Annotated in this window: 17 protein-coding genes and 2 pseudogenes; 11 read left to right on the top strand and 8 right to left on the bottom strand. The window is 60.0% G+C overall.

Annotated features, from left to right (window positions below; all coding sequences use genetic code 11):
• Positions 1-241: 241 nt before the first annotated feature.
• Complete coding sequence (locus ACVOLZ_RS01805; protein ID WP_062171262.1) at positions 242-967, top strand: MobA/MobL family protein; 726 nt, start codon at positions 242-244, stop codon at positions 965-967.
• A 174-nt stretch (positions 968-1,141) separates the two neighbouring features.
• On the opposite strand, the gene ACVOLZ_RS01800 is transcribed toward ACVOLZ_RS01805, so the two are convergent.
• The 8 genes and pseudogenes from ACVOLZ_RS01800 to ACVOLZ_RS01765 all read right to left on the bottom strand — a co-directional run bounded on the left by ACVOLZ_RS01800 (position 1,142) and on the right by ACVOLZ_RS01765 (position 10,314).
• On the bottom strand, positions 1,142-2,605 hold the full coding sequence (locus tag ACVOLZ_RS01800; RefSeq protein WP_062171263.1) for a YfjI family protein: 1,464 nt from the start codon (positions 2,603-2,605) through the stop codon (positions 1,142-1,144).
• Complete coding sequence (locus tag ACVOLZ_RS01795; RefSeq protein ID WP_062171265.1) at positions 2,605-2,898, bottom strand: hypothetical protein; 294 nt, start codon at positions 2,896-2,898, stop codon at positions 2,605-2,607. Before ACVOLZ_RS01795 ends, ACVOLZ_RS01800 begins: the two co-directional genes overlap by 1 nt.
• Before the next feature lie 11 nt (positions 2,899-2,909).
• A complete protein-coding gene (locus ACVOLZ_RS01790; RefSeq protein WP_062171266.1) occupies positions 2,910-3,284 on the bottom strand; it encodes a helix-turn-helix transcriptional regulator in 375 nt (124 codons plus the stop codon).
• 73 nt (positions 3,285-3,357) lie between these two features.
• Positions 3,358-4,221, bottom strand: coding sequence for a hypothetical protein (locus tag ACVOLZ_RS01785; protein WP_062171267.1), 864 nt, complete (start codon positions 4,219-4,221; stop codon positions 3,358-3,360).
• 545 nt (positions 4,222-4,766) lie between these two features.
• Positions 4,767-5,510, bottom strand: a complete 744-nt coding sequence (locus tag ACVOLZ_RS01780; protein WP_082746675.1) for an aminotransferase-like domain-containing protein — start codon at positions 5,508-5,510, stop codon at positions 4,767-4,769.
• 105 nt (positions 5,511-5,615) lie between these two features.
• Positions 5,616-8,609: pseudogene (locus tag ACVOLZ_RS01775) on the bottom strand (Tn3 family transposase).
• 23 nt (positions 8,610-8,632) lie between these two features.
• The gene (locus ACVOLZ_RS01770; protein WP_082746536.1) at positions 8,633-9,904 is read right to left on the bottom strand and encodes a site-specific integrase; all 1,272 of its coding nucleotides are present in this window, start codon (positions 9,902-9,904) and stop codon (positions 8,633-8,635) included.
• A complete protein-coding gene (locus tag ACVOLZ_RS01765; protein WP_014159604.1) occupies positions 9,901-10,314 on the bottom strand; it encodes a MerR family transcriptional regulator in 414 nt (137 codons plus the stop codon). The genes ACVOLZ_RS01770 and ACVOLZ_RS01765 overlap by 4 nt, the downstream gene beginning before the upstream one ends.
• A gap of 105 nt (positions 10,315-10,419) precedes the next feature.
• Between ACVOLZ_RS01765 and ACVOLZ_RS01760 the strand changes: the two genes are divergently transcribed.
• The 10 genes and pseudogenes from ACVOLZ_RS01760 to ACVOLZ_RS01715 all read left to right on the top strand — a co-directional run bounded on the left by ACVOLZ_RS01760 (position 10,420) and on the right by ACVOLZ_RS01715 (position 23,184).
• Entirely contained in the window at positions 10,420-11,037 is a 618-nt protein-coding gene (locus tag ACVOLZ_RS01760; protein WP_014159605.1) for a cation efflux transmembrane domain-containing protein, read from the top strand.
• Positions 11,038-11,345: 308 nt separating this feature from the next.
• Complete coding sequence (locus ACVOLZ_RS01755; protein ID WP_062167471.1) at positions 11,346-11,666, top strand: hypothetical protein; 321 nt, start codon at positions 11,346-11,348, stop codon at positions 11,664-11,666.
• Between the two features lie 164 nt (positions 11,667-11,830).
• Positions 11,831-12,064, top strand: a pseudogene (locus ACVOLZ_RS01750) (dolichyl-phosphate-mannose--protein mannosyltransferase); the annotation flags it as partial.
• A gap of 158 nt (positions 12,065-12,222) precedes the next feature.
• Positions 12,223-13,938, top strand: a complete 1,716-nt coding sequence (locus tag ACVOLZ_RS01745) for a phosphoethanolamine transferase (RefSeq protein ID WP_055765228.1) — start codon at positions 12,223-12,225, stop codon at positions 13,936-13,938.
• Positions 13,939-14,009: 71 nt separating this feature from the next.
• On the top strand, positions 14,010-14,381 hold the full coding sequence (locus ACVOLZ_RS01740; protein WP_027080084.1) for a diacylglycerol kinase: 372 nt from the start codon (positions 14,010-14,012) through the stop codon (positions 14,379-14,381).
• 105 nt (positions 14,382-14,486) lie between these two features.
• Positions 14,487-14,834: a hypothetical protein gene (locus tag ACVOLZ_RS01735; RefSeq protein WP_014159608.1), complete on the top strand. Its 348-nt coding sequence runs from the start codon at positions 14,487-14,489 to the stop codon at positions 14,832-14,834.
• 56 nt (positions 14,835-14,890) lie between these two features.
• On the top strand, positions 14,891-16,144 hold the full coding sequence (locus tag ACVOLZ_RS01730; protein ID WP_062167469.1) for a TolC family protein: 1,254 nt from the start codon (positions 14,891-14,893) through the stop codon (positions 16,142-16,144).
• On the top strand, positions 16,141-17,394 hold the full coding sequence (locus tag ACVOLZ_RS01725) for an efflux RND transporter periplasmic adaptor subunit (protein WP_062171269.1): 1,254 nt from the start codon (positions 16,141-16,143) through the stop codon (positions 17,392-17,394). Before ACVOLZ_RS01730 ends, ACVOLZ_RS01725 begins: the two co-directional genes overlap by 4 nt.
• 15 nt (positions 17,395-17,409) lie before the next feature.
• Complete coding sequence (locus tag ACVOLZ_RS01720; RefSeq protein WP_027080081.1) at positions 17,410-20,646, top strand: efflux RND transporter permease subunit; 3,237 nt, start codon at positions 17,410-17,412, stop codon at positions 20,644-20,646.
• A gap of 78 nt (positions 20,647-20,724) precedes the next feature.
• Positions 20,725-23,184, top strand: coding sequence for a heavy metal translocating P-type ATPase (locus ACVOLZ_RS01715; RefSeq protein ID WP_027080080.1), 2,460 nt, complete (start codon positions 20,725-20,727; stop codon positions 23,182-23,184).

The following is a 23,184-nucleotide window of genomic DNA, read 5'->3' as shown; positions in this document are numbered from 1 at the left end:
GCTCGGAGCAGGATGAGTAGTTTCTTACTCCTAGGTGCATAAGGTATGAGAGAAGCCGGCTATTAGTACTTACATGACTCCCCCCAATGACGTGCACTACATGCAATAGAAGGGAGGGGGGGAAGCAGAGCGCGCACTTACCGTTTCTCCAAACTCATCAGGCTAAGTAGCTTTCAAGCCATCCCACAGAGGCCAGTGACCAACGTCACTGGCCTTTTCATTCCCGACATAGAGGTTAATCATGAAGATCTTCCATTTACAGCTAAAGACTGGCGCAAAGGGCAAAGCCGTAGGGCATAGCGACTACATACGTCGCGAAGGAAGGTATCGGTCACGGGAGGACTTGGTCGACGTTGGATATGGGAATTTACCTTCTTGGGCAGAGGGTAGTGTTCGAGCGTTCTGGGCCGCAGCGGATGCACACGAGCGCATGAATGGTGCCGCGTACAGGGAGTTCATCATTGCGCTCCCAAATGAGCTTGTCGGCAGCAGGTCGAGGGACCTAGTGCACGATCTCACTTGTTACCTGGCAGGTACGAAGCCCTATCAGTTCGCGGTCCATGCACCCGAGGCATCCCTCGAAGGGGGGATCAACTTGCACCTGCACTTGATGATTTCAGATCGCATGCCGGATGGGATCGATCGACCGGCGTCGCAGATGTTCCGCAGGTACAACCCTGACAGGCCTGAAGCGGGCGGACGCAGGAAGGATGCGTGCGGAAGAACCAACGTGCAGGTCAGTGAGAGCGTGATTGAAAGCCGTTACATGGTTGCGAAGATCATCAACGAGCACTTGGAACGCAATGGCATTGCGGAACGTGTTGATCACCGGACACTGAAAGAGCAGGGCATCGAACGCCGTGCCGAGCGTCACTTGGGAGCATTCCGGATTCGGGGGATGTCCGGAGACGAGCGGCTAGCCTACGTGACGGCCAGGCAAGCCATGCGCGGGCGAGGGGAGCTTTGAGAATGGTGGGGCGGGAGCCCGGAAAACCGTGCGACTTTGCCCCAACGGGGGCATTGTCGCATCGTGTGCACGCCCATTTTGTGTGAAAGTCCGAGGCCGCTCCGCACTGGTGGTCACCAGAATAAAGAAAGGCCGCCCCATGAGGGGCGGCCTTTACTGTGCGGACGACTGAGGTCAGAGCGCCCCGGGGCGATCAAAGAAGTTGGGGTTGAACTCAATCACGAGCTTGCCACGTCCGTAGCGGCGTTCAGGTACTACGCGGATGACATCCTCCTCCTCCAGTAGGTCCAGTGCGGCAACAAAGCGTGACTGATGGCGAACAGGGCCATCCTTGCGAATGTCATTGCGGTAGGCCCACTTACGACAGCGGACCCAGTACTTCGTGCGCATGTACTCCATCAAGGCCCGGGCGTCCTTCTCGTCCTGCGGAAGATCATTGTGGTCGCCGAACTTCTCGCGGAACTCATCGTGATAGAAGCCCGTGACGTTGATGGCGCGCTGCAGCGTCGCACGCTCGATCACCTCACCTTCGATACCCTCAAAGTGGTGGAAGATGCCGGCGATACGGCTGGCGATCTCCATGGTCTTGGAGGCTGCATCACGGATGCTGTGGTAGGCGCGGCCCTTTGCGAGCTGCGGTTCGATCATGTCGTAGGTCTCCTTCCACAGTGCCTTGGCATCGGTCGAGAAGCGCAGCACCTTCTTGCTGTAGTTGCCATTGGCATGGCGCTGGTCTCGGGCTTCCAAGAGCGCGGTCATGCGCTTGTGGAAGGCCAGGACGTTAGCGCCGTGCACCGGCTCTTCGTTGGTCAGCTCAGTGGCAGCACGGTAGCCCTGGGTCGACTCGGGATGGCAGAACACGAAGCGGGCGAGGAAGCCAGATGCACGCGCCGTGCTGTTCTTCGTCTTCAGAAAGTCCTGGAACAGGTCCTCCTGGATCATGAAGCTGAGCGTCAAGCGCGGATCCGTGACCTGGACCACCTCGTCGGCGCGGTCAAGCATGATCATTGAGGGGGCATCCCACAGCTTGTTCAGGGTTGCCGAGTTGCGGAATGCACCGCTCTTCAGGAGCGTTGCACCCTCATCGCTGAGCATGGCGATGGACTTGCCATCTCCCTGCACCGCATTGATCAGGCCGCGCTCGGTTGCGTCCTGCACAATCATGCGATTGCATGCCGGCTTCACAGGTTCGGCTGCCCTGTGCATCGCAAAGCGCTGACGCAACTCGGTGGTGTCATTACCCTTTGCGAGGGTGCTGGTAATCAGGCGATTGATCGCCTTGCTCTCGACCTCCCAGAAGCCGTGATCGACTTCGTACTGCTCCGCCGCAGCCTTGTACGCATTGGCATACGAGCGCTCGTAGTCGTAGATCGGCTTCATGACAAGCTTGTCCGTGGCCGTCTTGCGCTCGCCCGAGTCGGCAACCGTTGCCAGATACAGAGCACAGGGCGTCGTGGTTGCATGCGGAAGCATGACATCGACGTCGGACTGGCATGCGATCGACATGCCAGTCAGGAACGAAGTGGCAACCAGGGCATCCGGTGCCTGGATGGCCTCCATGGTCTCCTCAATGGCCAGGGCCACGGACTTGTAAAACTCGTTCACCGGGAACGGATAGGTGGGGATACGCTTGTTCATTAGAGTGCCTTGTCGGTGCTGGAGGTGTGGGTGGTGGCGGCCTGCGCTGCCATGAGTTCCTTGAAACGGGCGGGGTGCAGCTTCAGGCCCTGGGTTTCCAGCACCTCCAGGATCGCCTTCTGGCTCACCTGCTTGTTCAGCAGTTCCACGATGGTCGGGTACAGCAATGCGAACAGCTGCGCCTTCTGGTGCTGCTGCTTGGGCTGCAGTGCTTTCAGTGCATCGGTGCAGCGGCCGGCCTGCTCCAGCAGGCGGTCATCGGCATGCGCGACGGGGTTGTTGTCCGAATTCATCTGCCTTCCCCTCAGTGCGCCGGCTGCGCGGCAGCGCAGGCCAGGACGTATGCCATCACTTCCGAGCGCCACCACGCGGTAGGCGAACGGTCGGAGGTGCCGAGCTTGAAAGGCTTCGGAGCGCGGGCGTCGTACGCCGGCAGGCGCGCATTGAGGCGGGCATACCAGGTGCTCTTAGACAGGCCGACGATCGACAGCACCTCGGGCAGGCGGATCGCCTGGTCCAGTACGGGGCTGCGCTGGAACGTCTGGAGGATGGCCTCCAGACGTTCGATGGTTTCGCTGCTGATAGACAGCGTGCCGGCGCTGGCTGCGGCGAGGTTGGCTTCCTTAGTACGGGAAGCGGCGGGGCGGCTGCTGGTAGCAGTTGTAGCGTTGTGCAACACGGGTTTCTCCTTGGTTGATCGCGGTGCTCTGCGAGGTGCAAGGAGGTTGCCCGTTTGGGCCTGATTCGAAAATTTACCCGCCGGCGGGGTTCTTTACTTTTCTCTTCCTGTTTGGTAGCCCGTACGCCTTGGTCCGTTCATGTAGCTCTTTGAATGCCTTCTTGAACCCGGATCTCGCTCCAGCGCCCTGCTTCTTCTCTATCAGCGCCATGAGCATTTCGTGCATGCGCTCGCTCACGGATGAAACGGTGGCGCTGCCTTTACTGTTCCAGTCTTTATAGGCCGCAACTGCATCGGAGTACTTGGGGTCGTGCGCGATCTGATCTGCGATCACGGCGCATAGCTCATCGGCAATAGTGATGTTTCTGGAGATTGTGTAGCAGTTAACTACTTCCACTGCTATGGCGACGATCGCATCTCTAGGGGTGGTGTTGATTCCCTTTTGGCCTCTCGCTCGCTGTGCTTCTGCTTCGGTAATGGGCGAGTAGGTCGTGCCGAGGTAGAAGTTGCCCTCTAGAAGCGCGTGTAGTGCCCGAGCTTCATCCGAAGCGTTGTAGGCGTTCCTTGCTTCAACCCAGAAGGCGATGGCAATGTCTAGCGCATCGTCCACATCAATGGTGGCTTTAGGCTTGAGAGTGTCGCGCTGTAGTTGAAGGTGCTGCAGCTTCGAGTACGCGACTCGTCGGTAATATGCCCCCTCTCCTTCGATACGGGAGAGTTGAACGCCCGCCCATGCCTCAGCGATCTGGTCATCGAGGTCGGCGAACGCCTTAGAGTTCCTGAGGATGTTCCGGACCTTCCAGTTTGCAAAGTCGGTAGCGTTGCCGTGCTTCGCTAGCTGCTTGCATGCTCTTTCCCATAGCTCTGAGAAAGGACAAGGATCGAACTTTCTGTTCTCATGCGCGCTTCTGATTCTGGCGAGTAAGCGCTCGAACAACAGGGCGGTCGTGGGCAGTCTTTCGCCGCTGTCATAGGTTCCAGTTGGATGACGGTTGCATGGTCTCGGTGATGTTGGAACCAGGGGTTGGTCCGAGGGGTACATTCGCCAAGCGACCGAAGTCTTGGGGGAAAGGGTGCTCACTAAATTTTCGATAGGCATAGACTCTTCCTTGAATGAATTGCTGCTTTGCACTGTTAATTGCAGTTGACACGTTAATGCGAGCTTCTCGCTGACTCAGAAGCTAATGTAGCGAGAAAGGCGATTTTTAAAGTTCATCATTTTGGGGAATTGACGTTGCGCTGGTTCTTGCTCTAGCCATCGGCGGCTTTTGCGGCCCCTTGTTGTGCCCCGAAATTTCGCTGTACTGACTTCAAATTGAGCACGCCGGAAAGTTTGCGGAAGCCAGAAGCGAGCGTGTGCAAATTTTTGATGCGAACGGAATTCTAAATCGCTTTAGTTTGAAGGCGGCCGACAGAACGAAAACAGCAGTAAGGGCTCAGGGAAAGAATGGAAAGTGCACTCGATTGGAGTCCCTCCAAGACTCAACGACGCAGCCCGCGTATCACCTTCGCCAGCGTCTTGACTCCCGCTTCGAGCTCGGTCGGGGCGTGGGCAGCGAAGCCCATCAGAAAGCCCGGCGTAGGGGCGTCCGATTTGGATAACGTGCTTAGGCCGAGCAGGTCGATGCCTGCCCGCTGTGCGGCGTCCACGGCGTCGGCTTCGGACAGGTCGCGGACGAAGACGCAGGGCATCTGCATGCCGCCGGCCGGCACGCGGGGCTCCATGAATTCGGACAGGTGTTGTTGGACCAGCTCTGCTAGCACGTCCCTTCGTTCTGCATATACCGCGCGCATGCTGCGCACATGGGCTCCGAAGTGGCCGCCCTCGATGAAGCGCGCGAGCGTGAGTTGGGGAATGGGGGCGCTGTGGCCATCAAGCAGGGTGCGCGCGGCGGTCATTGGCGCGATCAGTGGCGGTGGAAGCACCATGTAGCCGATGCGAAGACCGGGAAATAGTGATTTGGTGAAGGTGCCGATGTAGAGGGTGCGCTCGTATGGATCGAGCCCTTGTACGCAGGCAGTCGGTTTGCCTGCGTAATGAAACTCGCTGTCGTAGTCGTCCTCAATGATCCAGCTGTCGTGCGCCCTGGCCCATTCGATGATGGCCAGGCGCCGGTCCAGCGGCAGCGTCGCGCCGGTCGGGAACTGGTGCGAGGGCGTTAGGAACACAGCGCGTGCAGCGCCGCCGGGCTGCAGGCTGGCCTCGAGCAGGCGGTCGACCTGCAGTCCATGCGGAGGGTCGGCAGGGAATCGTTACGTACAGGGCCAAATGCCACCTAAGCGATTGAAACGCAATGATAATTGTCTTGTCCCGATGGCGGATGTCCCCGTCTATGGGGCCTGTTCAAGGACTTTCGCTGTATAGCTCAGCGGCGCCACTTCCCTTTCAAGATCCAAGTGGTAGTCGCCGAAGCGATTGATGTGGCTGGTCCGGTAAGGCGACAGGCCGGCCAGAATCTCGGGCGTCAGTTCAATCCCCTCCTTCTGCATTACGGCCAAGGTCCGGCTCATGCGTTCCACGTTGTGGAGGATGATCATGTTGGCCACCAGCTGGCTGTACTTGATGATCTTGCGCTGCTCGTGTTGGACGTTCTCAGCAATGATCCCTTGGCTGCCAAAGAAGACCCACTTCACGAAGCCGTTGTATTCCTCGCTCTTGTTGGTCGCAGCATGGATCGTTTTGCGAATCTCGTTGTCATCGATGTAGCGCAGCAAGAACAGCGTTCGGACGGCCTTGCCAAGTTCCCGGAAGGCGAAGTACAGCTTGTTCTTCCGGCTGTAGGTGCCCAGCCGGCGCAGGATCGAGGACGCGGTGATCTTCCCCAATCGGATCGAGATCACTACCCGCAGCATGTCGTGGAGATGCGTCGCGATCAGTTGCCAGTCGATGCTGTCTCCGAACAGTGCCTGGATATTCTTATAGGTCCTGCCAGGTTCGGGCCGGAAGAATGTCAGATCCTTGATGTTTCGTATCCTGGGCATCAGCTGGATGCCCAGCATGTGGGCCAAACCGAAGACTGGGTAGCTTTGGGCCTGCGTGTCGCCATGGACGATCTCAGGCTGGATGTCGGAAGTGTTGGCCAGCAGGCCGTCGAGGATGTAGATGCCCTCGTGCACACCACAGGGAATGAAATGGCTGAACAGCGCCACGTATTTGTCGGACACATGTTAGTAGCCGATGCCGCCGTAGCCGCCGTAGCGGATGTGGTACTCCGACAGCAGGTTGTCCTCGTAGACGCTCCATTTGGTGCCATCTGCTGAGGCGCTTTTCCCGCTGCCCCAATAGCCCGGGAGGTCGAATTTATTGTAGGTATTGATGACCTCTACGATGGCCTTCTCAAGCACATCCTCGGTCACGTATTTCAGGTTCAGCCAAGCAACCTGGCGCCGGCTGAAGCCCTTGATCGACCGCGCCGTCTGCGTCGGACCCAAGTTGCAGCCATAGCAAAACAGCGTGGTGATCACCCGTCGAGGGAGATCTTCAACCTGGCTCTCGGTGCCGGCGATCGGACGGAAGAATCGGTGCAGATCCAGCCATTGGCTGGCGTCGATCAGGACATCGACGATGCTGGACTCCGGGAGCCGTTCGGCGATGAGGCGGTCCACGGTGGCAATGGCGCTTGAGACCTCGGCGCGTTGCCCCTTCCGCAGTACCAGGCGTCCTTCCAGAATGTCCGCATGAACATTCTCGGGGAAACGCTCGTCAACTTCGTCGGCCAAGTCGGTCAGTTGTGCGCGCAACCCGGCCACGAAAGTCGCAGCGTCGGTGGGCAAGCCTGACACCTGGCCATAGGCTTCCAGTTCCTGGGCCAAGGTGGCTTCATCGACCAGCTGCTCGCGGTAGTCGTCAAATCGTTCGCTGCTCGGGATGAAGAGATCTCCCGACTTCAGTTCGTCCTTGACCTGCACCAGCACGGCCAGCTCGAAGTACTTACGGTGCATCCAGCCGGCGCCTGCCGCGCTGGCCCGCTTGCCAAACACGTGCTGACGCCAGAGCTTGGACATCCAATCGAAGTCCTTTTCCGGGTCCAGGCCGAGGGATGCGACCTCGATCAGCTCACGGCGTTGGTTGCGCAGCGACAGCACCGCTGCAATCAACGGCTCCATGCCGGCATCGTGGCTGGTTGCCCGCAAGTTCATCAGCTCCAGCCCATTGAACAGCAGCGGCCTGACCGCGCCGTAGGGTTGCAGCATGAAAGGCAGATAGTTCTTTCCTGCGTATGCCATATGTTCTTCGCATTCGGCCAACAAGGTCGACACTTCCGCTTCCAGACTGTTATCGATGGCATCCACGCGCTGACTATCGCTGCCGTCGAGCTGATAGGCCTGCAGGATTTCCTTGAGCTGGCCGATCAGGAAGTCGGCCCGCTTGGCATGTTCGAGCTGGTAGGCCAGCAGCTTTTGCTGGGCCGTGTTCTCCAGCCCGCGCACCTGCTTGATGAACAGCTCGGCTGCGTCATCCAGCGTCTTGGCATGCTGGGCGCGAATGAAGATGGTGGCCAACGCATAGCGCTTGTCCGGAGCCAGTTCGGCTAACTCGCTGGCGTCATAGGCGCGAGCCATTGCACGGAATTGCTTGAGCTTGGGCACCGGCACATCGATGGGAGGCAGCTGCTCGGCCAACTGCTGCAGCATGCGGATGTGCTGCAGATAGAACCGGACCTCCTTGTTGGTCGGTCGGCCAGGCTCGCGCTTGAGCGATTGCCAGCCAGTAAATCTGGAGCCTTCCGGTGCGCGCAGCAATTCGTCAATGAGCGTGCGCGTGGCAGGCGTCAGCGCGTGACTGATGCTGCGGTAGTAGCCCAGATTGACCCGCTCACGTGCGCCGATGGCGGCCAGCTCCAGGGTGCGGAAGCCTGGCAGTTCGTAGCGGTGGTGCACCAGCTCTTCGAGCAGGACGTTCACGATGTCCGGGATGGTGTGCTTGGTCTGGGCTGCTCCGGTGGCCACCGTGTCCAGCCAGGCCAAGCCTGATTTGTCCAGGGGATGTACCCCGATGAACTGCCGAAGCTGCGGCATATGGCGGCGCTGGCTACCGGAAGCGTCGTAACGTTCGAGCTGGTCGGTGTCCAATACGCGCCCGAGTCGGGCGGCCTTGGCGATGTGCTTCCGGATCCGCTCGGGCACTTCGGCTAACACCGTGAAGTAACCCAGGCGCTGGAAGAGCTTGAGATGAATCAGTACCGCCAGCTGCGGTCCCGGCTGGGTGGTCAGCTGCTTGGCGAATGCAATCTCAGCGGCGGTGGGGGTATAGATCTCCTCCAGTTCCTTGGCGGTGGGATCAGGCTTCAGTCGCGGGTAGGCGGTCTCGTGAAGGGTAGCCATTGGATCCGGAGGTTATGAGGGGATCAATCCCAGTGCCGGCCGTCGTCTGTATTGAGAGACGCTTCCAGGAAACACTGGTGCGTATCGGCCATGCGGTGCATGTCATCGAGCAACGTGGCCAGGATTTCATCCAGATCCCGGTCGGGATCGGTGGGAACAGTCAACTGGTACTCGCTGCTGGCAGTGTTCAGGCGCACAGCCTGGAACGGGGCCAAGCAGATCTCTTCGATCCGGCCTCGGGCCTTGGCCGCGCCGCGGCCCGTGCGGGCAAACGGGGTCAGCACCATGCGCAGGCGCAGCTGCAAGGCCGGTTTGCCCTCGGGCGCCGGCAGTGCCATCGCCGGTACCGGCGCGGTTGGACTGGGCAGGCTTGCTTCAATGCGGTCACGGGCAAAGGGGTCACGCCCGTCCAGATAGCGCATGGCCGACTGCACATCGCGCCAGCCCACGTACTCCATCAGCGCCTTCATGTCCCAGCCTTGGTCGTTGGCCCAGCTGGCAAAGCCGCGGCGCAACGAATGGCTGCTGTGGAGCCCCGCATCGGCAAAGCCGGCACTGGTCAGCAACTCGCGTAGCAGGCGCACCAAGCTGTTGGGATGCAGGCCCTCGGCGCTCACCTGGCCCCATTGGTTAACCTCCCGAAACACCGGCCCTTCGTGCAGGTCGGCCGCCTGCAGCCACACCTGGGTCGCCTCCACCGGGCACAACCGCGACAACGCCGGCACCTTGTAGGTGACGCCGGCGGCCTGGCGGTCGCCCTTGCTGCGCGGCAGGAAACAGGTCATCCCCTGTCCCGGCACCAGCGTGAGATGGGCCACGTCCAGACGCAGCAGTTCATCGCCACGGAAGCCCCGCCAGAATCCGAGCAGCACCAACGCTCGGTCGCGTTGATGGCGCAGCGCCGCCGCTCCGTCGCCCCGGGCATGCGCCGCCGCGATCGCGGCAGCCAACCAGTCATCGAGCTCGACCAGCCGCCGAATCTGCAGCGGCGCGGCTTGCTTGACCTGGCCCGGGTGCAGGGTCTGGATGCCTTTGAGCACCTTGCGCACCAGCGGCGACCGGGTCGGGTCGACAAAGCCGTGGTCGCGGTGCCAAGAGGCAATGGCGGCCAGCCGGTGGCGAAGCGTGCTGGCGGCTAGGGTCTGCGCATACGCGGCCAGGTACCGCGCCACGCTGTCCGGTGTCGCTGGGAGGTGGCCTTGCCATTCAACCTCGAAGTGCCGCAGCGCCGACGCATAGCTGCGCACCGTGTTCTGGCGCGTGGCTGCATCGAGGTAGCGGTCCAGTTCGGTCACTGGCGCGTGGCCTCCACAGCGACCGGCTGCCGCAGGGTCGACAGGATGGTGCATTCAGCCCGCTGCCCACCGTGGCAACTGGCAATCACCCGTTCCAACTCGGTGGCCATGCGCTCCAGGTCGGCCATGCGCGCCCGCACGTCGGTCAGATGGCTGCGTGCCAGCCGGTCCACGTCCCCGCACGAAAGCTCCTCATCGCCGGCCAGCTGCAGCAGGCTGCGGACCTCCTCCAGGCTGAAGCCTAGGTCCCGGCCGCGCGCAATGAAGCGCAGCCGCTCGATGTCGGCCGGGCCATAGACCCGGTAGCCATTGCCCGAGCGCCCCGGGCGCGGCAACAGGCCGATCCGCTCGTAATAGCGGATCGTCTCCAGGTGGCATCCACTGGCGTCGGCAGCCTCACTGATTTTCATTCGTAGTACGCTTGACTCCGTAGTAGCTACGGACTTTACACTCACCTGCTGTGTCATGCCAGCGACCCGCCCGGGCCCGGCTTCCCTGCGACTGGAGATGTTCCGATGAGTGATTGCGGCTGCCACCACGAGGCCAAGAATGCGCAGGAGCGGCGCGTCCTCTGGATCGCCCTAGCGTTGAACGCGGCGATGGCCGTGATCGGCGGCATCGCCGGCTGGATTGCCCATTCCACTGGCCTGCTGGCCGACGCTCTGGACATGCTGTCCGATGCCACCGCCTATGCCATTGGCCTGGTCGCTATCGGGCGCACGGCGCGCTTCAAGGCCAATGCCGCTTGGGTCAGCGGCAGCGTGCTGCTTGTGCTGGGTGTGGGCGTGTTGGTTGAGGTGGGCCGCCGGGTGATGTACGGCGCCGAGCCGGTCAGCGGCTGGATGATTGGCACCGCCCTGCTGTCGCTGGCGGTCAATATGGCGGTGCTGCGCATGCTGGCACCGCTAAAGTCCGGCGAAGTGCATCTGCGAGCGACGTGGCTGTTCACGCGGGCCGATGTGGTCGCCAATGTTGGGGTGATCCTGGCCGGTCTGTTGGTGTGGTGGCTGGCCAGCCCGTACCCGGATTTCGTGATCGGCGCCCTGATCGGCCTGTATGTGATCAAGGAAGCCTTCGAGATTTTAGGTGATGCCCGCCGGGCAGGTGCCGACGCGCGCAAGACGGCTGCATGACCAGGCTTGGCCGACTGAGCTCGGACTCTGGCGGCTGCGCTTGAACCCGGCACTGTCACGTGGCGCAGCTGGCCCCCGACCTAATCCGTCGCAGCTCAATCTGCGTGACCGTGCGGAAGCTCAGGCAAAACGTTAACTTTCTGTTCTTCGGATGCCGGATTCCGTCAATTTCCCGCGCCAGCTTTTGCCTGGCCACCTGACTCGCAGAGGCCACTCGAGCCCGCGAGATTGATGAATAAGCGTCAGCTTGCTGATGAGCGGGACCCAAGGTATCTTTCCGGCCTCAAATGTATCAGTCCTAGCCACACGTGCCTTCCATTGTCATCCATGCCAAGCGCTACGCTCTGGCACTGCTGCTCGCAGTGATGATCATCGTGCCTGTCGTTGATGCTTCGGTCTGCTTCTCTGAGGAGCAGTCACACCAGGAAGTGGCAGGGCCAGGCGATGGCCACCCCGATAAGGCGCATGCCGCTTGTGGTCACGGTCACTGCCACCACAGCAGCACTTTTGTGGCGTCCAACGGTTTCACCAGTGCCGAAGCCGCAAGAAATGAAGGCGGGCACACGTTCTACGAACAGCCCATGACGTCCCACATCCCGGACACGCTGATTAGACCTCCCAGGCTTTGATCGCATAACAGGCGCAACGCGCCTGTCAGTCCTTCTGCGATCACCTTTGTGTAGGTCTTTCCATGAACACATCTTGTTGCTGGGCGCTCCGTGCGCTCGGCCGACGCGTGGCTGCACGTGCAGTCGCCGGCCAGTACTGCGCCGCCTTGAAGAAGGCGACCTGAATGCCCTTCTCAACATCTACCAATCTCCGAACTGCACGCGATCGAGCGGCACTACTGATGGCAACCTCCGTGCTTGCCATCGGCGCATCTCTTGGTGTGCGCGATTTTGGGCCTGTCGACGAACCGAGATTTGCCTTGGTTGCCACCCAAATGGTGGCAACCGGAAGCTCGCTGTTCCCGCGTCGGGGAGCGGAGCTGCACCCAGACAAGCGTCTCTTCATGTGGATCTCGGCTGCACTGCTGTCACTGACCCAAAACCTGCGGACCGCGGTCCTGGCCCCTTCGCTGGTGTCAGGCGTTGCATATGTGTGGATGGCTTTCCATCTAGGAACGCGCAATGGCGGCCGTGTGCGCTAGGGGCGCGCGCGGTGGTCAATAAAAAGGAATCACCAATGCATTACGTGAAAACAGAATTCAACCGAGGCAGTTCGCGCGGGGGCCTAGGCTCAGATCCACTGGGCCGTCTTGGCAAGCCCATCTGCGGCCCGCAGCTGGGCGTCAACACGTTGATTATCATCGTGGCGATGTACTTCACGTTCTTTCTCAACAGCGCGTTCTTCGCAGAAGTAATTGCGAAGAGTGGTGCGGACGGAGCAGCTCGTGCGCTACTTGTTATCTCTACGGGAGCGATCCTCACTGCCTTGAATGTGCTCATTCTCGGATTGCTATGCGTTCGATGGACGGTGAAGCCGGTTCTTGCATTGCTTCTCGTCGTGTCCGCTACTGCTGCCTACTATTCAGACAATTACAGCGTCTACTTCGACGCCAGCATGGTACGAAATGTGCTGAAGACCGACGGCGCTGAAGCCGGAGAGTTGCTGACCTGGGGCTTCTTTCTTGCGGTACTAATTAAAGGCGTCGTGCCAGCTATCGCGGTATGCATGGTAAGGCTCCAACGTTCTTCCAATGTGACGCGGGCGATACTTGCAAGAGTGCTTCTACTTGGCATGGCGGTTGTTGTAATCGTTGGCGCGGCAATTGCGTCATTCGACGACCTCTCATCACTCATACGCAATCACAAGCAAGTCAGATACCTTGCAAACCCTGGAAACTACATCGCTTCCATTGCGAAGGTTGTGCGAGAAGACACCCGTGCGGAGCGCGGTCCGATCCAAGTGGTTGGCCCCGATGCCATGATGACGCCTCATCCGCCAGGCGCGAAGCCCCACTTCTTGGTCATCGTTGTAGGTGAGACGGTTCGTGCGCAGAACTGGGGTTTGAATGGATACGGCAGACAGACAACGCCACAGTTGGCAGCGTTGGACGTCGTCAATTTCTCAGACGTGACCGCCTGCGGGTCAAACACCGAAGTGTCGGTGCCCTGTATGTTCTCTGCGTACGGGAGGCGAGACTACGATCGAGACAAGATCAAAGGTTCGGAGTCGCTTCTGCATGTTTTGGAGCGTGCCGGGGTCAGGACCCTATGGCGTGACAACCAGACTGGATGCAAGGGCGTCTGCTCTGATCTGGCATTTGAATCCTATCGCGTGCCGGTCAAGGATGTTCTGTGCGACGACCAAGCATGCCGTGACGAGATTATGCTGCAAGGTCTGCATGACTCGATCGAGGACAACCCTGGTGATGTCGTTGTCGTTCTACATCAGCTGGGGAACCACGGACCCAGCTACTTCAAGCGATACCCGGAAGATCTGACGAAATTTACTCCCGACTGCCGAAACGCAGACTTGGGCAAGTGCACACGCGGTGAAATCGTCAATGCGTATGACAACGCGGTCCTTGCGACAGATGACTTCCTTGCAAAGACAATTCGCATGCTTGAACAGGACAAGAGTCACGATACCGGGCTGATCTATGTCTCCGACCACGGCGAGTCATTAGGGGAGGCGAACGTCTATCTTCACGGGCTCCCCTACGCTATCGCCCCTGATACTCAGATCAAGGTGCCGATGGTGATGTGGATGTCTGATGGTATGAAGAGCAGCAACAACCTGGACCTTCAATGTGTCCGGGACCGATCAAAGCAGCCGTCCAGCCACGACAACCTCTTCCATTCTGTGCTTGGCCTGATGCAGGTTAGGACGACGGTGCTAGACGAGAGCCTAAATCTGTTCTCAGGCTGTACCAGCAACGCCGGTCACAGCCTATAGCCGACCACGGCGAGTATCGCTGTTGGAAGACCCGTGAGCGTCTCTTGGGCCCAAAAGAAGGAAACATCGAAGTGGCAGATATGTACGGTCATCGTCCGCGGAGCATTGCGCGCGTCTTTGAGGCGCTTCGCTGGTCTCTCCAGGGGCTGAGATCAGCTTGGCTGCATGAATCGTCGTTTCGGTTGGAAGTTGTTATGGCCGCGGTGGCATTACCTACAGCTATCTTTTTCGGCAACTCAGGGGTAGAGCGAGTGCTTCTCATGGGGAGCGTACTGTTCGTTTTGGCATTCGAGCTGCTGAACTCCGCTATCGAGGCAGTGATCGAACGGTATGGCCCAGAAATCCATGAGCTGGCTGGTCGTGCGAAGGACATGGGGTCGGCTGCGGTGTTCGTGGCTCTTTGCAATGTCGCCCTCACATGGGCCGTTATCCTTGTGGGTTGATTCCCTGGGTCCCGACCTGAACGGGGCTAGGGTGCGTTCAAGCACAGCCACCGTAGTGTTTTTATGTAATTGTATCCGTCCAAAAGAGGTTGCTAACCTTTCCCAATGCGTCGCTCTCTGCCTGCTATTCGTATATACCTGATGCTGCTGCTTTTGGCGGCGTTCGTGGTCGTGCCTGTGGCCGAGGCATTGGCGTGCGCGCAAGAAGCGACGGTCAGCGTGGGCGATGTGCACGCCTTGCAAAGTGATTCAGACTCCGAGTCGAGCAAGAGCAAGGATTCGTCCAGTGCCGATGCCTGTGGCCATGGGCATTGCCACCATTCAACGGCAAGCCTCCCAGCTGCCGGTCACGACGATCTGTTCGCCGATGGCCGGATTTCGCTGCACAGTACCGAGCACGGGGACGTCTACGCCCTCCGACTCGACGGACCCATGCGCCCCCCCCGTATCTGATCTGGCTCTGCCCCGCATTTGCGGGTAGTTCGCTCAGATAATTTACGGGAGTTTTTATGTCGATTTTGACGGGTCGGTCGCTTTCAGCGACCGGGTTGGCTGTCGCTGTTCTGCTGGCGTTGGTGCCAACCGGGCATGTAGCTGCTCAAACTGCACCATCTTACGAATCGTTGCTTTCTCGCTTGAACCAGATGCCTGCGACGGTCCAAGGCGTCGCGCTGGCTGAGGCAGCCGAGGCGCGGGTACAACAGGCTCGGGCACTGCCCAATCCGACGGTCTCCATCGAAGCGGAGAACGCCTACGGCACTGGTCCCTACAAAGGTTTCTCAAACGCTGACAGCATTGTCACCCTCTCCCAGCCGCTGGAGATTTGGGGTCAACGAGGGGCCCGAGTGCGCGCCGCGCGTGCGGAGGCTGGGGCTGCAGGCTTGCGGGGTGATCTGATGCGCAGTGACGCAGCGGGTCGCCTGGCTGCGACATACGCCGAAGCAGAGGCTGCGCTGCGCCGATATGAGTTGGCCAGCGAGGCATTGGCCTTGATTGAACAGGACGCCAAGGCGGTAGCTGCGATGGTCAGCGAGGGACGTGAGCCCAACCTGCGCGGTGTGCAGGCACGGAGCGAGGTCGCCAATGCAAAGGCCAGCCTAGATGAGGCCGAGGCCTACCGGGATGCGGCGCTTGCTCGCCTAGCCGGGGTGTCCTTAGTGGACAGCCCGCTGACCGACATCGGCGAAAGCCTGCTTGACCGAGTGCCCTCTCACCCAATTGACAATGAGGCCGCCCCGCTTGCCGTTCGTATCGCCCAAGCCGAAGCGGACGCCTCCGGCCGCCTTATCGATGTTGAGCGCAAGCGTGCGTTGCCACAACTGAGTGCATCCGTGGCTCAGACGCGCTTCCGCCAAGCGGGCGACCAAGCTTACAACGTGGGCATCAGCCTTTCGATCCCCCTATTCGATCGTAACCGCGGTGCGATCCAGGCGGCCTATGCGGAACAACGTGCTGCCGAAGCGGTTCTGGAGGCTCAGAGGCGTGACAGTGAGGCGGCCCGTTTGGGAGCGGTAGCGAGTCTCAAGGCATCCAACAGCCGCGCACGAGCAGCGGATGAAAGCGTACAGGCCGCAGATGAAGCCTATCGGCTGGCCCGCATCGGATTTGAGGCAGGTCGTATATCGCAATTGGAGCTGCGCAGCACGCGATCAACCCTGATCGCTGCGCGTGGCAGTGCTGTGGATGCCCGTCTTAGCCGGGTGGCAGCAGAAATCGACCTCGCCCGCCTTGAAGGGCGCGCACCGTTTGTGGAGGCAAAATGAACAAGTACGGAAACAAGACGCTCATCGGAGCGACGCTGCTGGCTACCTTGATGATGACCGGCGCGCTGACCTCATGCAGTGGCGGGGCGCAGGAGGATGCCAAATCCACCGGTACGGAGGCAGAAAAGCCGGCTGGAAAGGATGATGGTCACGACGATCACGCAGCTGACGCAAAGCCGGGCTCCGCCGAGGCGCACAGTGAAGGTGATGGTGATGGCGAACATGGCGAAGAGGAGTCCGAGGAAGGTGTAGTCAAGCTGACGCCTGACCAGATCAAGGCATCTGGCATCGGCGTGGTGGCTGTCGGCCGCGGCGGTGGCGCATCGACCCGCCTTGCAGGTCGCGTCGAGCCGGCCATCGGGGGGCGTGCTGCCATCGCCTCAACGGTCACCGGCCGCGTTGAGCGCGTGCTTGTTGCGCCGGGTACAGCCGTCAAGAGCAACCAGCCCCTGGTGATCATTGTCAGTGGAGAAGCTGCGACCTTCAAAGCCGCCGCCACTGCCGCTGCGGCGGAGGCCGAAGCCATTCGCCTGGCCTACGGCCGCGACAAGTCTCTTGTCGAGCAGGGCGTAGTGGCTCGCCAGGAGCTGGAGGCCTCGCGCGCGCGCTCTTTGGCCGCTGATGCCGCCGCTAGTGCTGCACGTGCACAGGTAGCGGCCAGTGGATCTCCGGACAGTTCCGGCCGGGTGACAATCTCCAGTCCTGTCGCTGGCGTGGTTGGCAACGTCCAAGTGACGCCCGGTGGTGTCGTCTCAGCTGGAACGCTTGTTGCGGAGGTTTCCAATCCGGACATGAATGAACTCGTATTCACTGCACCGCCAGCACTGGCCACTCTCGCGGTGCCCGGAATGAAGCTGGAAGTGACTGGCCCGGGCGGAAGCTTCGAAGCTGAGGTGATTGCCGCCGCTGCGAATGTGATGCAGCAGGGAGGCACCGCGACCATTCGCGCCAAACCAATTTCGGAGAAGTTGCCACCGGCCGGCTCCCCCGTTTCGGCCGTCATCATCGCCGATAGTGCCGCTGAAGGTATGAGTGTGCCGGCGGATGCGGTCCAAAGCGTTGATGGCAGAAGTGTTGTCTTCGTTGCCGTCCAGGGTGGTTTCCAGGCTACGCCGGTACTCGCTGGTCGTCGTGCAGGTAATCGAATCGAAATCCTTAACGGCCTGACAGGTAGTGAGCGCCTCGTAGGCGCCAATGCCTTCCTGCTCAAAGCCGAACTGGCCAAGGGCGAAGCCGAGCACGGCCACTAAGGGAACTCATACACCATGTTCAAGATCATCATTGAAGCAGCGGTCAAGTTCCGTTGGCTCGTGGTGTTTCTGGCTGCTTCGATTGCCTGCTTTGGCTTGTTCCAACTGAGCAAGCTGCCAGTCGATGCTGTACCAGATATCACCAACCGCCAGGTTCAGATCAATACCATCGCACCTGCCCTTACTCCGGAGCAGATTGAACGCCAGGTCACCTATCCTCTGGAGACGGCCTTGGCCGGCATCCCAGGTCTGAACACCACTCGCTCCCTATCACGCAATGGCTTCTCTCAGGTCACCGCGATCTTCACTGATCAGACCGACATCTATTTCGCCCGCCAGCAGGTGGCAGAGCGGATGCGGGAGGCTGCCGGAGATCTGCCCGAGGGCGTGTCCCCCATGCTCTCCCCGGTTACAACCGGGCTGGGCGAGGTTCTCATGTGGACGGTGGACTTCAAGCCATTCGACCCCAAGAAGCTGGCCAAGCCCGGCCAGGCTGGCTGGCAAGAGGGTGAGGTCTACCTGACACCAGAGGGCGATCGTCTTGGAACCGCCCAGGAGCGCGCAACGTACCTGCGTACTGTCCAGGACTGGATCATCGCACCACAGATGCGCTCCAGCCCCGGCCTGGCCGGTGTTGATACGGTGGGTGGGTACGTCAAGGAATACGGCATCTACCCCGACAGCGCTCGACTGGCGGCATACAACTTGGGTCTGGCCGATCTGGTCCAAGCACTGGAACGCTCCAACGTCCAGGCTGGCGCGGGTTTCGTCCAGCGTGCGGGCGAAGGCCTGGTCGTTAGGGCAGACGGCCTTGCCCTGACGACCGACGACTTGGCTCAGTCGCCGGTGGCCACCAAGGACGGTGTGGTCATCCGGGTGGCCGATGTTGCCGAGGTCGGTATGGGGCGCGCCCCACGGCTTGGTGCAGCTAGCCGAAATGGTCATGAGGCGGTACTGGGCACGGCACTGATGATCGCCGGCGGCAACAGCCGCACCGTCGCTCAAGCTGCAGCTGAGCGCCTGGCACAGGTCAATGAATCTCTGCCCGCCGATATCTTCGCAGAGCCAGTGCTGGACCGTAGTGTGCTGGTTAACTCCACTGTCAAGACTGTCGCCAAGAACCTGACCGAAGGTGCCCTGCTGGTCGTAGTTGTGCTGTTCCTGCTCCTGGGCAACCTGCGTGCGGCAGCCATCACCGCATTGGTCATTCCGCTGTCGTTCCTGTTCGCTGTTATCGGCATGAACAAGTTCGGCATCAGCGGCAACCTCATGAGTTTGGGTGCGCTGGACTTCGGCATCCTTGTGGATGGCGCGGTAATTGTGATCGAGTCCACCCTGCTGATGCTTGGCAAGCGGCGTGCGGAACTCGGCCGACCCCTCAATGCCATGGAGCGACTGCGTGTGGCCGCCGACTCGGCGAGGAAAATGGCGCGCCCTGCAGCCTTCGGCCAGGTGATCATCCTGTTGGTGTTCGCACCGATCCTTACGCTGGAAGGTGTGGAGGGCAAGACGTTCCAACCGATGGCCGCCACCTTCATGCTCGCCCTCGTTGGCGCGTTTATCTTCTCGTTCACCTTTGTACCGGCGATGGCTGCCCTGTTGGTCAGGGAGCCCAAGCTCCACGCGAACAAGGAGGGGCACGAGAGCGACCAAGACGAAGAACATGAGACTGCCATCATCCGCGTCCTGCGCGGCCGTATTGAACCGGCGATCCAAGCGGCGATTCGTAGGCCCAAGGCAGTGTTCGCTGGCGCCATTTTGATGCTCGCGATGGGCGTGGTCGGCTTTACGATGCTGGGTCGAGAGTTCATGCCAACGCTTGATGAGGGAAATCTCGCTATGCAAGCGTTGCGTGTGCCATCGACGTCGCTTGAGCAATCGTTGGCTATGCAATTGGCGCTGGAGAAGGCCATTGCTGCTGAACCAGAGGTTGTGACGGTCTTCTCGCGGACCGGTACTGCAGAAGCAGCTATCGACCCCATGCCGACCAACATCTCCGACAGTGTGATCGTACTTAAACCGAGAAAGGAGTGGCCAGACTCTTCCCTGAGCAAGGAGGATCTGATTGCAAGGTTTGAGAAGATCGCCGCCTCGCAGATAGGCAACAGCTTTGAATTCAGCCAGCCCATCGAGCTGCGCTTCAATGAGCTGATCTCAGGCGTGCGTACGGACCTGGCCGTCATGATCTACGGCGACAACTTCGAGCAACTGCAAGCTGTTGCCGATCAGGTCGCGCTGAAGCTGAGGAATGTCCAGGGCTCAGCGGATGTCCGTGTTGAACAGATTTCCGGCCTGCCCACGCTCAATGTGGCAATCGATCATCTTGCAGCTGCGCAGTATGGCCTCACGGCAGCGGACGTGAGCGACGCGCTTTCAACCGGTATTGGCGGCGCTGCGGCAGGCAAGATCTTCGAGGGCGACCGCCGGTTCGATGTTGTTGTGCGCCTCGGCGACGATGCACGCAATGACCCCGATCAGCTCGCGTCACTGCCGATTGCAACTCCAACTGGGGGCATCGTGCCGCTCTCCTCTGTCGCACGCATTGAGATCAGCGAGGGGCCGAACCAGATCAGTCGAAACAATGGAAGCCGTCGTGTGGTGGTGCAGGCAAATGTTCGCGGTCGTGACTTGGGCGGGTTTGTTGGAGAGGCCCAGGCGGCGGTGAAGGACGTACAGCTTCCGCCGGGCGCCCACATGACGTGGGGAGGTCAGTTCGAGAACTTGCAGCGGGCTGAAAAGCGACTCATGACAGTTGTTCCGATTGTCTTCCTATTGATCGGCAGCCTGCTGTTCATGGCATTGGGCAGCGCAAAGGAGGCGGGCCTGGTGTTCACCTGCGTCCCACTGGCCCTGGTTGGCGGAATTCTCGCGTTGCTGGTGCGTGGTATGCCGTTCTCGGTATCTGCCGCCGTCGGATTCATCGCGGTATCGGGTGTTGCGACCCTGAATGGATTGGTGCTCATGCAAGCCATCAGAGAGAGGCTTGATGCAGGTGACAGTCCATTGATCGCTGCAATGAACGGTGCCGGCAGCCGAATTCGCGCGGTGGTGACCACCGCGCTGGTGGCGATCGTTGGCTTCATTCCAATGGCTATTGCGAGTGGATCTGGTGCTGAGGTGCAGAAGCCTCTCGCCACGGTGGTCATTGGCGGCCTGTTGACCGCAACAGTGCTAACACTTCTTGTGCTGCCGACATTTGCGGGACGCTTGGCCAAGGCAGGCCCGAAAGGGCAACCGGAAACTGTCCACTGAATGATGGAGTGTTTGGGCCCGGCAGAGCATCTGCCTGCCGGACTTCCCGTTCCATTTTTATGACGTTGGAGGGAACAAATGAACCTGACCACAGAACTCGAACTGCCAGTAATACTCCCAGGTGTCTCTCGGGACGACAGCTGCGTCCAGAGGCTGGTCGCTGGTCTTCAGGACATGGAGGGAGTATCGCGCGTGCACATTCGCGAGGGTAGCGACGAAGCTCTCGGAACGCTCTGCATTCATTACGACCCCGAGATCGTCTCGCTTCAGCGAGTGCGAGAGGTGGCGGCATCCGTGGGCATTGAGTTGGGTGATCGGTATGGCCACCTTTTCTTGGAGCTTGGTTCGGCCGTTCACGCACGAAAGGCAAGGACAATTGCGGCGCAAGTGCAGGCCGTACCAGGCGTCATTGAAGCCACCACCAGCCCAGCTGGTGGCATAAGCATCGAGTACGAGAGAGCCAAGACAGGCGAGGCGGAGCTGAGAGCGAAGCTTGAGGCGCTGGGTGTAGCGCAAGAGCCACCGAGTCCGAGGGGAGATTTGAAGGATCAGCACGAAGGACACGATCACAAGGACCGACAGGACCCCGGTCATTCCCACGGGGGCACGCTAGGTGGCAATAGTGAGCTGATCTTCTCACTTGCTTGCGGCCTGCTCCTGATCGTGGGATTTGCGATTGAAAAGCTTGGGTTGACCCAAACGCCCTGGATCCCCACAGCGTTTTACGTAGCAGCCTACGTCTTTGGCGGCTGGTTCACGCTTGGCGAGGCGATCGGGAACATCAAGCTGAAGCGCTTTGAGATCGATACGCTGATGCTGGTTGCAGCGGCAGGCGCAGCCGCGCTCGGCGCATGGGCCGAAGGCGCCTTGCTTCTGTTCCTCTTCAGTCTCGGTCACGCCCTTGAACACTACGCGATGGGCCGGGCTAAACGTGCGATAGAAGCTCTCGCCAAGCTTGCCCCAGAAACTGCCAGGGTGCTGAGGAATGGGCAGGTCGTGGAAGTCCAGGTTGAATCGTTGATACCTGGAGATGTGGTGGTCGTACGTCCCAATGACCGGATGCCGGCGGACGGATTCGTTATCAAAGGGGCTAGCAGCGTTGACCAAGCCCCTGTCACCGGGGAAAGCATCCCGGTTGATAAGCTGGCAGTCAATGACGCTGCTCTAGCACGGGATCGACCTGATTCGGTGGTAATGGAGTCACGTGTTTTCGCCGGCACTATCAATGGCTCCGGCGCCCTGGAGGTTGAAGTCACGCGTCGATCAGGCGAATCGGCACTGGCCCGCGTCGTCAAGATGGTGAGCGAAGCCGAAACCAGGAAATCGCCAACGCAGCGCTTCACAGACAAGTTTGAGAGGGTATTCGTTCCCGCTGTTCTGATCTTGGCCGTGCTGTTACTTTTCTCATGGATCGTGATCGATGAGCCATTCCGCGACAGCTTCTATCGAGCGATGGCGGTACTTGTAGCGGCAAGCCCTTGCGCACTGGCAATCGCGACTCCAAGCGCGGTTCTAGCGGGAATTGCGCGAGCTGCGCGAGGTGGCGTACTCATCAAGGGTGGCGCACCACTGGAGGAGCTGGGCATGGTCCGTGCCATCGCGTTCGACAAGACTGGAACGCTCACTGAAGGCAAGCCGCGAATTACCGACATCAAAGTGATGCAGGGAACGACAGAGCAGGAACTGCTTCACGTTGCCGTCGCCGTCGAGGCTTTAAGTGACCACCCTTTGGCCGCAGCTATCGTTCGAGATGGTAATACTCGCCTGGGCGATGGACCGGTCATGGTAGCGACAGACCTCGCTAACTTCGCTGGAAGAGGCGTTCAGGCGAAGGTGAACGGCATTGACGTGTGGATAGGAAAGGCAGAAATGTTCGGTAACGACGGCATTGGCGCTCTATCCGCGGGTGCGGAGTCTGCCATTGAGGAGCTCCGTAACGCCGGCAGAACCACGATGGCCGTTCGCCTAGGTGATCGCGACCTAGGTGTCATCGGCCTTATGGATACGCCCCGGCCAGAGGCGCGTGAAGCCCTGGACAAGCTAAGGCGCTTGGGCATCCAACGAATGATCATGATCTCTGGCGACCACCAGACTGTAGCTCAAGCCGTGGCAACGGACGTGGGTCTAAACGAGGCATGGGGAAATCTCATGCCTGACGACAAGGTGAAGGCAATACGTCAGTTGAAGGAGACGGAGCGAGTGGCAATGGTCGGCGACGGTGTGAATGACGCACCCGCAATGGCTAGTGCCAGCGTCGGAATTGCAATGGGTGCCGCCTCTTCGGACGTAGCGCTGGAGACTGCCGACGTCGCGCTTATGTCTGAGGATTTGAGACAGGTTGCATTCTCTGTAGCGCTTAGTCGACGCACGAAACGGGTGATCCGTCAGAACGTGTATGTGAGCCTGGGCGTCGTAGCGTTGTTGGTTCCTGCGACCATCCTAGGTCTTGGCATTGGACCGGCTGTGGCAGTGCATGAAGGTTCAACCTTGTTGGTTGTATTCAATGCGCTGAGGCTCCTTGGCTTCCGTCAGTCGTGA

It is taken from the genome of Stenotrophomonas sp. STEN020 (assembly GCF_056760195.1).
This window is presented reverse-complemented; position numbering and strand designations above follow the sequence as displayed.